Genomic DNA, 13699 nt, shown 5'->3' on the forward strand with positions numbered 1-13699 from the left:
GGGAAAGATGAATGCTTAAAATAAAGGAAGAAGATTTAGGTTTTTTTCAAATTACAAATAAAAACCGATTAAGTCCGGATTATATAAGAATCTTTTATGGGGGAGTTTTTGCATATACTTCTATACCAATGCTCATCATGTTTTTAGGTGTTTTGCTGAACGGTGATAAGATTTCTCTAACTCCTTTTGAAAAGATAGTTGTACAAACTGAGGTTAAGTTGTATGTTTTGGAGTTCGTTTTTTTAATATTATTCATGTCTAAAAAGATTGCTTTTAAATTACAGAAACTACAAACAATCGTAACTGTATTTTATGCTTTTCAGTTAGCGACATTACCTTTCATAGTTATGGTTGTTGAAGGAATATATGATTTTCCATGTGACAATAAAACATTGGTTTATATCGGTTTAATACTATTAGGAGCAATCTGTACCCACATTGTAGCAACGATCGATGTTTTTAGAAAAGCAAAGCATGGAGGATATAAATTAGAAGGACCGGCTGTCTCATTTTTTACTAACACGAAATTATATTTATTGATCGGAATAACGATCGGTGTAATAGTTCTACTTGTATTAATTTTTTTAAACCTTAATTATACATTTGATGAAATGGCAATTTATGTGACACAAACAATAATATTATATATATTCGCTGTAGTATCAGCAGAATTCGTCCTATTGGTGTATTGTCGCTTTAAATTTCCATCATTTTATATTTCGTGGGAGGAGCATGAAAAGGAACGCCAAGAATTTATAGCAAATAGAAAAAGAATAAGAGAGAAAGAACAAAAGCGAAACAAAAACTGAAAAGAAAGTTATAAATGATACTCGTAAACTTATATTGAAGATAGAATGAATACATTATTCATAAATTAACTAGTAAAGGGAGGAATGTAATATCTTGAATAAAGATTCTAAAGCTGTAAAAAAAGAAAAAGGTTTATTTGAAAGTGTAATAGCACCTATTATTGTTGGGATTATATTTATCTTTTTAATTCTATATAAAGTAGTAGAGTTTCTGGGGAAGTGGATTGTTATCTTCTGAATAATATTTTTTATTGGTAGTATATTTCTTGCATATATCTAGAAGAATATGGAGGGGTGTTGGGCGGTGGGACAGGGTTAATATCGATGTTATTGTTATATTTTATGTTTATTAGAAAAAGTAAAAAAGGCTAGTTTAATATGAAATGCCAAAAAATTTATTCACTCCTAGTTTGTTTACAAATATAGAGTTATTACATGATTTTAGAAAAGATGGTGTAATTATATGTGGAAAATAAAAGAAGAAGATTTAGATGAATTTAGGATGACATGTAATAATCGTTTAAGTCCTGAGGGTGCTATGGTTTTCTTTATTGGAGGGATAGTTTATACTTCAGTATTTATGTTTTTTATTTTTATGGGGGGCTTGGAGTATTATAATGCTTTCTTTGACAAAACAATTGTTAAAATTGAAATTGTTTTATATAGCTTACAATTCATCTTTTTAATTCTATATTCATTTCCAAAAGCACGTTCTCATTTTTCAGTAAAACAAAAGGCAATGTGATGAAGTGGGCTACAATATATGCGCTAATCCTGCTTATTTTGATATATATTCATAATGGTTATGGAATTGATGTTTTAGTTCTTTATGCGGTAGGTATTGTTTTACTATATACAGTAGCCATTGGTGCAACTGAATTTCAGCTATTAATGTATTGTAGATTTAAATTCAAGTCATTTCATATGTCATGGGAAGAGAATGAGAGAATGCGTGGGAGAATTCGAAAGCGAAATAAGAAATTCAAAACGAAAAATAAATAAGAGTGAAATAGAATTGAAGTGAATGAAAATTATTTAAACTGTATAGAAGGTGAAATGTCAGGGTGTGGAATATAAAAGAAGAAGATTTAGATAAGTTTCGAATGACATGTCAAGGGCGTTTAAGTCCTGAAGGTGCTGCGGGTTTTATGCTCGGAACGATATTTTATACTTCATTATTTATGGTTATTATTTTTGTGGGAGGAATAGATTATTATACTACCTTGTTTGATAAGGTAATTGTTAGGGTTGAATTAGTGTTATATGGTTTGCAAGTAATGTTTTTAATACTATATTTATTCCCTAAAGTTCGTTATAAATTTCAAAAATTACAAACGCTCGTGATATTATTATATGCATTTCAACTTGGAACTATCGGATGCACGTTATTTGTTCTTTCTGGGATGATAGAGCATTCAATTGATCTCCATACACGTGTTTATGTAGGGCTATTAGTATTAGGTGGAATTATTGTTCATATTGTGACAACAGTTGATACATTTAAACAAGCGAGCGAGGGTGCATTTAGTAGTGGGGACAAATCAGCTTCATTTTTTAGTAAAACAAAGGGACATGTTATACGAGGTGCTGTAATTTATGTGTTAATTCTTCTTGTTTTGATTTATATAAATAATAATTACTCATTAAACACAATGTTTGGTTATGTTATATGTAATGTTGTTATGTATGCAGTAGCAATAGGAGCGGCAGAGTTCCAGCTCTTAGTGTATTGCAGATTCAAATTCAAGTCATTTAATATAACGTGGGAAGAGAATGAGAGAATGCGTGGGAGAATTCGAAAGCGAAATACAAAATCCAAAACGAAAAGTAAGTAAGAGTGAAATAGAATTAAGTGTATGAGGATTATTTAAACTGTATAGAGGGTGAAGAGTCAGGATGTGGGATATAAAAGAAGAAGATTTAGATAAGTTTCGAATAACATGTCAAGGACGTTTAAGTCCTGAAGGTGCTACGGGTTTTATGCTTGGAACAATATTTTATATTTCAATATTTATGTTTATTATTTTTGTAGGTGATTTGAATTACTACAACAATTTTTTTGATAGAGCAATTGTTAAAACTGAAATTGTGTTATTTAGTATTCAAATTATATTTTTAATTATATATCTATTTCCGAAAGCATGTTTTAAATTTCAAAAGTTACAAACGCTAATCGTATTACTATATGCGTTTCAACTTGGAACAATATTATTGGTAGTTTCGATTGTTTCTGAAATGGCTGACAATTCAATTGGTAGGATGTATACCGGGCTACTAGTTGTAGGAGCAGTTATTATCCATATTGTAGCAACGCTAGATACATTTAAACAAGCAAGTAAAGGTGCATTTAGTAGTGATGAAAGATCCACATCGTTTTTTAGTAAGACAAAAGGGGCTATGATAAAGGGAGCTATAATATATATATTCATACTACTTATTTTGATGTATTTTCAAAATGATTATTCAATTGATTTTTTTGTTATGTATGGAGTAGGAACTGTATTAATGTATGCGGTTGCAATCGGAGCGGCAGAATTCCAACTATTGGCGTACTGTAGATTCAAATTTAAGTCATTTCATATGACGTGGGAAGAGAATAAGAGAATGCGTGGGAGAATTCGAAAGCGAAATAAGAAATTCAAAACGAAAAATAAAGTGAAACTTTAATCAGTGGGGGTTTTCTTCATCCCCCACTGATTATTAGTTGAACCAATCGGACTTTTATGGGCAGTTGATCCCCCACCTAACTTCTTTGCTTTCGCTGCATTTTGAGGTGGGGGTCTTACTGCCCATTAAAGCGGGATAAATAATATATTAATAGAATTTTAGTGCGCGAAAAATAATTGAAACGTATAGAAGGTGAAGGGCCAGGATGTGGAATATAAAAGAAGAAGATTTAGATAAGTTTAGGATGACATGTAATGATCGTTTAAGTCCTGAGGGTGCTACAGGATTTATGTTTGGAGGAATACTTTATAGTTCAATAGCTGTTTTTTCTATTATTGTATCAGGTGATTGGGATTACTGTATGGTCCTCCTTAATATAGGAATTGTTAAGCTGGAAGTGTTGTTATATGCTCTGCAAGTAATTTTTTTCATTCTATATTTATTTCCAAAAGCTCAATTTAAATTTCAAAAGCTACAAACACTTGTTGTATTATTAAATGCATTTCAAATGGCAATAATCATACTCGTAGTTTTGATTGGTACTAAAATGGCTAATAATTCAATTGATCAGATTACATTACTGTATGCAGGATTGTTATTTTTAGGAGCAGTTGTTGTTCATATTGTTACAACGCTTGATACACTTAAGCAAGCGAGTGAAGGTGCGTTTAGTATGGATGAAAGATCCGCTTCCTTTTTTAGTAAAGGAAAAGGAAAGATGATGAAGTGGGCTACACTATACGCAGTAACTATTCTTATTTTGATATATTTTCATAACGATTATGGGTTTGATGATTTATTTATGTATGTAGTAGGGACCTTTTTAATGTATACGATAGCAATCGGTGCAGCTGAATTTCAGCTATTAGCATATTGCAGATTTAAATTTCCATCATTTAATAAAACGTGGGAGCAACATAAAAGAGAGACTCCAAGATATCGAAAGAAAAATAAAAAAGGTAAATCGAAACGTAAGGCATAAAAAAAGTGCGTATTGTACGTTTGGATGATAGAAAAGTAATTATTTACAGGAGAGTATTTTCACTTCTAAAAGAAAATTTAATTATGTAAGGTGATTAAAGTGATTAGAAGGTTATCTGATCGAAAATGTAGAGTGGGTAGTGTGATGATGAAATGAACAAAAAAAGTGTTTCTAAAATAATTCCGATCATAATAGCAATCAGCCTACTACAAGCATGTAGTTTTTTTGAAGAAAAGATAGAGTATGAGCCATTTGTTAAGGCATTGGATGAAGGTGACATGAGAAAGGTTATGTCTGCGAGTGATGATGGGTATGCGTATGTGAAACAAAGAGGTATATATAGTACATATGAACAAAAGGAAGATGGAGAGCATAGAAAAACAATCTATCAAACTTCGGAAGGGATATATAATACGAAAGATAAAAGTTTATATGGAAGTACAACACAAGCGGTTACTTCAGCAGTAGACAGCAAAGATAATAAAAAAGAAGGTGTTTATCGTACCAATATTATGTATAAAAATGGACAGGTGAAAAGTCCGGATTCAAATCTGGATGTTTCATACGTAAACTTAATTGTTGATCGTTTAAAAGGAATAGGGAAACTAAAGATGAAGCCCGGAGATGATATAAAAAAGTTTGATCAACCTAGTACAGTTGGATACAAATTAACTGAATTAGAGTTTCAGAGTATCATTAATGATAAGTTGAAAATACAATATGATGAATATGATGGTGGATCGATTGTACTGCATATAGATTCTAAATATGGTTCAGAGCAGATATTGGAAGTAAGTATTGTAGTGGATTATAAGAAGAGGAATGATGAGGGCAAGTTAGTAGAACACATATCGCAAATACATACATCTTTTGATAGTCACCAAGGTAATAATCAGGATGCGAAACAGGAATATATTGATTTTAAAGCACAGTATAATAAGAAGCAGTAATATTAAGGAGAGCATTTGCACGTAATGATAATAGCGACATAAGTGGAATAAATGTTTCATAAATATAGTGGGAAGAATTTGAGGATAAACGCCCCAATTGTTGGAGTAGATGCAACAATTGGGGCGTTTATCTATCTAAATTTAGCTTGAATACATAACATGTTTTAGTTAGAGTCATTGCTCCGCAAGTAGCTTCTTTATCTTCATAATAACAGTATGAAATTGTGTATAATCTGCTTTTATTGTTAAGTTATAACTATTTCTGCTTATAAAGTACCCCTTATTATCGATACATCGTCCACATCCCAATGTCTTTAAATCCTAGACGTTTATAAATTCGTCCAGCAGCTGGATTGTTATAAAATAAACAAAGTGTTCGGCTTTCTTTCGTAAAGTCTTGAATCATTTTTTGTAGTATGAGTGAAGCGTAGCCATTTCCACGATAATTCGGGTGTGTACATACACCAACTACCATAGCGGATAATGAATTTTCAGCGGAAGTAGAGGCGGATGCGATGATCACGCCGTCTTTTTCAATATAGTATGTGCGTCCTGTATTCGTTTCGATAGCCTGCCTTAATATTTTCTCTGATTCATTGGTAGTCGGAAATTCAGCAATGTCACTTCGTAATTTCATAATTCGTTCTATATCATCGAGTGACGCAAGTTTAATCGTTTCATGAATAGGCGTGTCAGGTAAGTTGTTGTCATTTAGACATTCACAAAAATACATTTCATTTTTGACGCCTAATTGTAGACTTGGAGCAGTTTCAAACTTTTCTACAATGGTTGACTTACCAGAGAGTTTAAGTGGCTTATATGCGGAAAGAAGTGCCTCATAATCAGTGGTAACAAAGTCTTCTTTACTATATGGTATAAATGAATCGTGGAATCGGAGTAAAATTGATTTTAATGTTCCATTCTCTTTAAATACTCCCCATAGTTCTTGAAAATCTGTGTTATAACCGAAAGCTTCAATATCTCCAATAATAAACAAGTTAAGGGCTGTTTCTTCTTTTAGGTAAGCGAATACTTGTTCATGATCTTTCTTTGTTAATTTTCGCATCATAACGAATCGACCTCTTTTTTATTTTTCTAAATATTACAACTTAAGTTTTTTGAAATCAATATTAAATTTTATGTTTAGTTCACAAACTTTCGGAAAAACTAGGAAAGATATGACAAAGGAGGTTATGAACGGTGGATCATCCAATTCAAGGGTTAATGAAAGCAGCAATGGAAAATTTAAAAGAAATGGTTGATGTAAATACGATTGTTGGAGAGCCTGTTCAAACGGCTGACGGTGGTGTGGTGTTAACGGTTTCTAAAGTAGCGTTCGGTTTTGGAGCAGGAGGTTCTGATTTCCAAACGAATGATGGACAAAGAGCGAACGGTAACGCTGCATTTGGTGGCGGTAGCGCGGGTGGTGTTTCGATTACACCAGTAGCATTTCTTGTGGTGAATAAAGATGGAGTAAATATTCTTCATCTACAAAATGCGACACATTTAGCAGAAAAAATGATTGAATTAGCTCCACAAACAATTGATAAAATTCAATCGATGTTCCAAAAAGAAGAAAAGAAAGAGGGAAATCATCATCCTCAAAACCCAGATGAAATCCTTTAAAAACGCCTGCTTATGAGCAGGCGTTTTTTCTTGTAATCACTATGTAATAAAACACATGAAATTGTAAATAGTTTTTGAAGTTTTTTCTATGTTTCTAAAATTTTTCATGTTAAAATATGCTATAGAATTGAAACATATAAAACGAAGGTGGCTAGGTGCTTTGTCTGGAGGATCTGACCAAGTAAAGAATATGATATATATTAATGGTAATCGTCGAGGTCATTGTTTTATTACATCAGGAATTACGTTTAAAGAGTTTGCGAGTAACATCCCTTCACCGCTTCATCAAGTGTTGCTTTTGAAGCACAACTTTGAATGGACGGATTTTCATTATCATACTTTATTTGAATATGTTGAGGAAGAAAATATACATAAGTTAATTCAAGCAGAGATTGATGAATTTGATGAATTTTGTTGGGTAGATTTTGATGATGCAAGCGATTTAGATGAATTAGAGCCGAAAGAAATTGCAGAATTATTATATTTGGCTCACAAAAAAGAACCACTTGCAAGAACATTCTTTCCGCTGTTGAAAAATCGATTTGTTTATTTTTCACATGATGACGGATGGTACAACAAAGTGTATTATCGTAGAATTGTTGATTTTGTAGGAATGTTAAGTAAAGTCATTCCGTATAAACTCGGTGCTTTCGGTAAGAAACGTTTTTCTTTCTTCCAAAAATCAAAAATTTTCCCAGCAATTTCAAAAGAATTGATCATGGGACTGATTCCACTAATGGAAGATGGTCTTTACATAGATCTAGCAGGGAAGATTGAGTCAAGAAGAGGTCTTGAAATTCCGGTATATGTAGTTGGTTCGTATGAAAGTACGGATGAGGTGTTAGATAATATCGATGAATTGAAAGAGGAAGCAACAGAAACAGGTTGGCTCATTTTTGATAAGAAAGAACAAGAGTGGCAATGGGTTGTTGACTAAGAAAACTTGGCGTATGAAGTCAAGTTTTCTTGTCATTTGAAAGGAGTACAAATGAAGAAATATTATACAATTGTGGGTATTATAAGTATTATTCTCGTGGCAATATTACTTATAACTTGTCCGAAAGAATCAGATTTTAAAGTGTATGTAGAGGATAAGTATGCGTTGAATTGTAATGAGAGTAGTTTTGAATGCACGCAAAATGTAGATGGTAAAAAAGAAAAACTACAATTTGAAAGTACAGATGCACGAAATGGTGTATTCTTTATGACTGTAAAGCAAACATTTAAAACAGAAGCTGGTGTTTCAAAAGAATATAGCGGAGTAGGAATGTTTGGTACATTTCTTTTTGTTTCAGAGAAGACTTTCTAGTAATAGAAGGTCTTTTTTTTATGCTTATGTTCATATAGATGAAGTAAGACAAGCATAGGAGGGATAGCGATGAAGAACACATGTATCGTTTGCGGTGGTGAGGAGTTTTTTTCCTCAACGTTATATGCACGTACGAAACAAGATTGGGCATATGCACCAAACATGTATCGATTTGAAAAAGTATTTATTGAGCATCGAGATGAAGAAAATTATCCAGTGTTTCAAGAAATTACAGCGAAACATTGTTGTGGATGCGGTCATATTATGTTGTATCATGAATGAACACACCAAGTATAACTTGGTGTGTTTTTTTAAAACGCTGACAAAGCAAGCGGATAAAGTAAAGTAAATAAAACAGAAAAACTACCAAAACCAATTGCTGTATATCCAAGTGTTCTTGCTCCGAAATTGACAGCTAATAGGCCAACTAAAATTGCTAGGGAGCCGAGCGTAACTGGATAAAAAGCAATGGAGAATAACGAAAGAAATAAAGCGACATAGCCTACCATTGTGCCGGTATTTGTACCTTCTATCTCATTTGCAATTTCTTTACGCTTATGTCTAATTGGAATGCCAGCTGGTGATATTTCAGCAGCATACTCTTCGTTTTTTTCACCACTTTTAAAATGATGATTTCTCTTTCTTCGCATGTACATCCCTCTCTTTCAATTGGGTGTATCTATAGTATCTTTCAAAATGAGAAGAGCATGAGTATGAGTTAAACCCAAGTAAAGCAAAAATTGGAGAATACGCATTCCATCGTTAACATATCCATCTCCTATTGAAGATAAAGTGTGGGATTTTTTCCACTAGGACTGATTATCAGCCAGCAACAATTGGATTTTTATGAGCAGTTCTCTCCCATTAACTGATCCGCATCCATTGAATTTTGAGGAAGGTGTCTTACTGCAAGCGGGATAAAACAGGAATTTTGGAAAATGATGTAGAATGAAATGAATGATAATACGTGAAGGTAGGGGAATGTATGACGAAATTTAATTGGCACGAGTCAGCGGAGAAGAAATGGGATAGTAGCGCAGAGTTTTGGAATCAAAATAGTCAGGAAATGTGGGACAGTGGTAGCAGAAGTACAATTATTCCGTTTTTTGAACAATACGTGAAGAAAGAAGCACAAGTGCTCGATGTTGGTTGTGGTGATGGCTACGGTACATATAAATTAAGTCGCGCAGGCTATAAAGCAGTGGGAGTAGATTTATCGGAAGTGATGATTCAAAAAGGTAAGGAACGCGGAGAAGGACCGAATTTATCTTTTATAAAAGGAGATCTTTCTGCATTACCATTTGAAAATGAGCAATTTGAATCAATTATGGCAATTAATTCTTTAGAATGGACGGAAGAGCCATTACGAGCGTTAAATGAAATAAAGCGTGTGTTAAAGAAAGATGGATATGCATGTATTGCAATTTTAGGACCGACAGCAAAGCCACGAGAGAATAGTTATCCTCGCTTGTACGGAAAAGACGTTGTTTGTAATACGATGATGCCTTGGGAATTTGAACAGTTAGCGAAAGAACAAGGTTTTAAAGTTGTAGATGGCATCGGCGTATATAAGCGCGGAGTAAATGAGAAGATGTTAGGTCAACTACCTACAGAGTTACAACAATCGTTAACATTCTTATGGGTATTTATGTTAAAAAACGTATAAAGAAATGAAAGAATTTTTAGGAGGTAAATAAGTGCAGAAAATACAAAAAACTGATACAATATCATCAGAACCAATTAAAGGGGGACTAGGGTATATGACAACTACTACAACAGTGAAATCCGATATTGAAATCGCACAAGAAGCGAGTATGAAGAAGATTCAAGAAATTGCAGCTGATTTAAATATTTTAGAAGATGAATTAGAGCCATACGGGCATTATAAAGGTAAGTTATCTCTTGATATTTTTAAGCGCTTACAAGATGGGAAAGACGGTAAAGTTGTTTTAGTAACAGCAATTAACCCAACTCCAGCTGGAGAAGGTAAATCAACAGTAACAGTTGGTTTAGGTCAAGCTTTTAACAAAATTGGTAAGAAAACAGTAATTGCACTTCGTGAACCATCTCTTGGACCGACGATGGGATTAAAAGGTGGAGCAGCGGGTGGCGGTTTTTCACAAGTCGTACCAATGGAAGACATTAACCTTCACTTTACTGGAGATATCCATGCGATCACAACTGCCAATAACGCATTAGCAGCGTTTATTGATAATCATATCCAACAAGGAAACACACTTGGAATTGATACGCGTAAAATCGTTTGGAAACGCTGCGTTGACTTAAATGATCGTGCCCTTCGTAACGTAGTAATTGGTCTTGGTGGACCTGTACAAGGTGTACCACGTGAAGACGGTTTTGACATTACAGTAGCATCTGAAATTATGGCGGTATTCTGCCTTGCAACAGATATTCAAGATTTAAAAGCGCGTCTATCACGCATCGTAGTTGCTTATAACTTTGCAAATCAACCTGTAACGGTTAAAGATTTAGGTGTAGAAGGTGCGTTAACATTATTATTAAAAGATGCATTAAAACCAAACTTAGTACAAACGTTAGAAAATACACCAGCTATCATTCACGGCGGACCATTTGCGAATATCGCTCACGGTTGTAACAGTGTTATCGCTACAACAATGGCAGCAAAATTAGGTGATTATGTTATTACAGAAGCTGGATTTGGTGCTGATTTAGGCGCTGAGAAGTTTTTAGATATTAAAGCTCGTGCAGCTGGCATTAAACCAGAAGCAGTTGTTATTGTTGCGACGATTCGTGCGCTTAAAATGCATGGCGGCGTTGCAAAAGATCAATTAAAAGAAGAAAATGTAGATGCATTAGCAAAAGGTATGGAAAACTTACAGAAGCATGTTGAAACAATTCAAAGCTTCGGTGTGCCTTTCGTAATTGCAATTAATAAATTCATTACAGATACAGATGCAGAAGTTACATACTTACAAGAGTGGTGTAATGAGCGTGGCTATGCAGTATCCTTAACAGAAGTTTGGGAGAAGGGTGGCCAAGGCGGAGTTGACCTTGCTGAAAAAGTACTAAAAGAAATCGAAAAAGGTGAAAACAACTACGCACCACTTTATGAATTAGAATTACCCTTAGAAGAAAAAATTCGTACAATTGCTCAAAAAGTATATGGCGCAAAAGATATTGAATTTGCTCCGAAAGCACGTAAGCAATTAGCTCAATATGAAGGAGAAGGTTGGAGTAACCTACCAGTTTGTATGGCGAAAACACAATACTCTCTTTCTGACGATGCAACAAAATTAGGTCGTCCATCTGACTTTATCGTTACAATTCGTGAGCTAAAACCATCTATCGGTGCAGGCTTTATCGTTGCGTTAACAGGTACAATGTTAACAATGCCAGGTCTTCCAAAACAACCAGCAGCACTTCAAATGGATGTAAATGAAGATGGAAAAGCAGTAGGTTTATTCTAAAAGGTTGTAATTCATCTCGTTTATCTGTAAACTATATATACATCAAGTGGCGCCTTTCCATCGAAAGGCGCCTGTTTTTTGGAGGAAATTATGTTTGATCCAACTGCTTTTGACAATTTAAAAGTAATCGTAGAAGGTGCTGTGTATGATTTTGATCTACATGGAGATATTCTTGTAACAGATCGAAAAGATATGATGGATCTTGCTTCATTAAGTCGTATATATCATATCTCATTTCAATTAACAGAACCGTTTGAACCATTAGTAGAAGCAACATTTTCATTATCTGTGGATGCAAAGAACTTGTCTGGTGAAATACTAGAAGTGCCTCAGTTTACACCAGGTTGTGAAATGAAGCTAGCATTTTCATTCCCGTTAGAGCAACCAGAAGTAAAATGCGAAGAAATTGAAACATTAATGCGTTCTATATGGGGAAAAGAAAGAATGATTATGCAGAAAGTTTCATACGAATATAATAAGCAAGCGATTTCATATCATAATAAGGTAGAGGTTCTATTTCAAAAAGCGATTACAGAAGACCATGTTGATGATTTAATAGCTGTTATTTCACACATGATAGAAACGGTGCGAACAATACAGCATTTTCTTCAAAAATAGAGATAAAGGAGAAAAACAAATGATAAAAGATATGCAACCATTTTTACAACAAGCTTGGGAGAAGGCTGGTTTTAAAGAGTTAACTGAAATTCAAAAACAAGCGATTCCAACTATTTTAGAAGGACAAGACGTTATAGCTGAATCTCCAACTGGAACAGGAAAAACATTAGCGTACTTATTACCACTTTTACATAAAATTAATCCTGAAGTAAAACAGCCACAAGTTGTTGTTTTAGCGCCAACACGTGAACTTGTAATGCAAATTCATGAAGAGGTTCAAAAGTTTACAGCAGGAACTGAAATTTCAGGTGCATCTTTAATTGGTGGTGCAGATATTAAGCGCCAAGTTGAAAAATTAAAGAAACACCCAAGAGTAATTGTCGGTTCACCAGGCCGTATTTTAGAATTAATTCGTATGAAAAAGCTAAAAATGCATGAAGTAAAAACAATTGTATTTGATGAGTTTGATCAAATTGTAAAGCAAAAAATGATGGGCGCAGTGCAAGATGTAATTAAATCAACGATGCGCGATCGTCAATTAGTATTCTTCTCGGCGACAATGACAAAAGCGGCAGAAGATGCGGCACGTGATTTAGCAGTGGAACCACAATTAGTACGTGTAACACGTGCAGAATCAAAAAGCTTAGTTGAGCATACGTATATCATTTGTGAGCGACGCGAAAAAAATGATTACGTAAGAAGAATTATGCATATGGGCGATGTAAAAGCAGTTGCTTTCTTAAACGACCCATTCCGTTTAGATGAAATTACTGAGAAATTGAAATTCCGTAAAATGAAAGCAGCGGCTCTTCATGCAGAAGCAAGTAAACAAGAGCGTGAAGCGACAATGCGTGCTTTCCGCGGAGGGAAATTAGAAATTCTACTTGCTACTGATATTGCAGCGCGCGGTATCGATATTGACGATTTAACACACGTAATTCACCTAGAATTACCAGACACAGTAGACCAATATATTCACCGCTCAGGACGTACTGGACGTATGGGCAAAGAAGGAACTGTCGTATCTCTTGTAACACCACAAGAAGAGCGCAAATTACTGCAATTTGCGAAAAAACTAGGCATCGTATTTACGAAGCAAGAAATGTTCAAAGGATCATTTGTAGAAACGAAACCGAAAGCACCAAAGAAAAAGAAACCAGCATTTACTGGGAAGAAAAAGCCTAGATAAATGATGGAGAAGGCGTAACTATTTGTAGTTACGTCTTTTTTGTTTGTAAACAAGTGATAATGGGAATTGTATTAGTGTTTTTAATGTGCCTATCATATAT

At 34.1% G+C, this 13699-nt stretch carries 15 protein-coding genes and 2 pseudogenes; 15 read left to right on the plus strand and 2 right to left on the minus strand.

Going from position 1 to position 13699, the window contains the following annotated elements; all coding sequences use genetic code 11:
* The first annotated feature begins 11 nt into the window (after positions 1 to 11).
* From NST27_RS10165 to NST27_RS10195, 7 genes and pseudogenes are all read left to right on the plus strand, one after another.
* A complete protein-coding gene (locus NST27_RS10165) occupies positions 12 to 809 on the plus strand; it encodes a hypothetical protein (RefSeq protein ID WP_000912761.1) in 798 nt (265 codons plus the stop codon).
* Between the two features lie 94 nt (positions 810 to 903).
* Positions 904 to 1181 (plus strand): annotated as a pseudogene (locus NST27_RS10170) (hypothetical protein).
* 91 nt (positions 1182 to 1272) lie between these two features.
* A pseudogene (locus NST27_RS10175) lies at positions 1273 to 1811 on the plus strand (hypothetical protein).
* A 62-nt stretch (positions 1812 to 1873) separates the two neighbouring features.
* Positions 1874 to 2644, plus strand: a complete 771-nt coding sequence (locus NST27_RS10180; RefSeq protein WP_000267135.1) for a hypothetical protein — start codon at positions 1874 to 1876, stop codon at positions 2642 to 2644.
* A 61-nt stretch (positions 2645 to 2705) separates the two neighbouring features.
* Positions 2706 to 3476: a hypothetical protein gene (locus NST27_RS10185; protein WP_000263483.1), complete on the plus strand. Its 771-nt coding sequence runs from the start codon at positions 2706 to 2708 to the stop codon at positions 3474 to 3476.
* A 205-nt stretch (positions 3477 to 3681) separates the two neighbouring features.
* The gene (locus NST27_RS10190) at positions 3682 to 4458 is read left to right on the plus strand and encodes a hypothetical protein (RefSeq protein ID WP_000267126.1); all 777 of its coding nucleotides are present in this window, start codon (positions 3682 to 3684) and stop codon (positions 4456 to 4458) included.
* A 152-nt stretch (positions 4459 to 4610) separates the two neighbouring features.
* Positions 4611 to 5408, plus strand: a complete 798-nt coding sequence (locus NST27_RS10195) for a DUF3952 domain-containing protein (RefSeq protein ID WP_001036520.1) — start codon at positions 4611 to 4613, stop codon at positions 5406 to 5408.
* 283 nt (positions 5409 to 5691) lie between these two features.
* Here the strand turns inward: NST27_RS10195 and NST27_RS10200 are convergent, their stop codons facing one another.
* Complete coding sequence (locus NST27_RS10200; protein ID WP_000984777.1) at positions 5692 to 6477, minus strand: GNAT family N-acetyltransferase; 786 nt, start codon at positions 6475 to 6477, stop codon at positions 5692 to 5694.
* A gap of 131 nt (positions 6478 to 6608) precedes the next feature.
* On the opposite strand from NST27_RS10200, the gene ytfJ reads away from it, so the two are divergent.
* From ytfJ to NST27_RS10220, 4 genes are all read left to right on the plus strand, one after another.
* Entirely contained in the window at positions 6609 to 7034 is a 426-nt protein-coding gene (ytfJ, locus tag NST27_RS10205; RefSeq protein ID WP_000349986.1) for a GerW family sporulation protein, read from the plus strand.
* Between the two features lie 160 nt (positions 7035 to 7194).
* On the plus strand, positions 7195 to 7971 hold the full coding sequence (locus NST27_RS10210) for a hypothetical protein (RefSeq protein ID WP_000014096.1): 777 nt from the start codon (positions 7195 to 7197) through the stop codon (positions 7969 to 7971).
* Positions 7972 to 8022: 51 nt separating this feature from the next.
* Complete coding sequence (locus tag NST27_RS10215) at positions 8023 to 8343, plus strand: hypothetical protein (RefSeq protein ID WP_000761171.1); 321 nt, start codon at positions 8023 to 8025, stop codon at positions 8341 to 8343.
* A 69-nt stretch (positions 8344 to 8412) separates the two neighbouring features.
* Positions 8413 to 8625 (plus strand): hypothetical protein, encoded by a 213-nt coding sequence (locus tag NST27_RS10220; RefSeq protein WP_000798747.1) that lies wholly within the window; start codon positions 8413 to 8415, stop codon positions 8623 to 8625.
* Positions 8626 to 8654: 29 nt separating this feature from the next.
* Here NST27_RS10220 and NST27_RS10225 read toward each other — a convergent pair whose 3' ends face one another.
* Positions 8655 to 8993, minus strand: coding sequence for a hypothetical protein (locus NST27_RS10225; protein ID WP_001253202.1), 339 nt, complete (start codon positions 8991 to 8993; stop codon positions 8655 to 8657).
* A gap of 335 nt (positions 8994 to 9328) precedes the next feature.
* Between NST27_RS10225 and NST27_RS10230 the strand changes: the two genes are divergently transcribed.
* The 4 genes from NST27_RS10230 to NST27_RS10245 all read left to right on the plus strand — a co-directional run bounded on the left by NST27_RS10230 (position 9329) and on the right by NST27_RS10245 (position 13599).
* Entirely contained in the window at positions 9329 to 10009 is a 681-nt protein-coding gene (locus tag NST27_RS10230; protein ID WP_000160044.1) for a class I SAM-dependent methyltransferase, read from the plus strand.
* Positions 10010 to 10103: 94 nt separating this feature from the next.
* Positions 10104 to 11792 (plus strand): formate--tetrahydrofolate ligase, encoded by a 1689-nt coding sequence (locus NST27_RS10235; RefSeq protein ID WP_002194954.1) that lies wholly within the window; start codon positions 10104 to 10106, stop codon positions 11790 to 11792.
* A 90-nt stretch (positions 11793 to 11882) separates the two neighbouring features.
* A complete protein-coding gene (locus NST27_RS10240) occupies positions 11883 to 12410 on the plus strand; it encodes a hypothetical protein (protein WP_000460219.1) in 528 nt (175 codons plus the stop codon).
* A gap of 19 nt (positions 12411 to 12429) precedes the next feature.
* A complete protein-coding gene (locus NST27_RS10245) occupies positions 12430 to 13599 on the plus strand; it encodes a DEAD/DEAH box helicase (protein WP_000588613.1) in 1170 nt (389 codons plus the stop codon).
* Positions 13600 to 13699: the final 100 nt, after the last annotated feature.

It is taken from the genome of Bacillus sp. FSL W8-0770 (assembly GCF_038008705.1).
GTDB lineage: Bacteria > Bacillota > Bacilli > Bacillales > Bacillaceae_G > Bacillus_A > Bacillus_A cereus.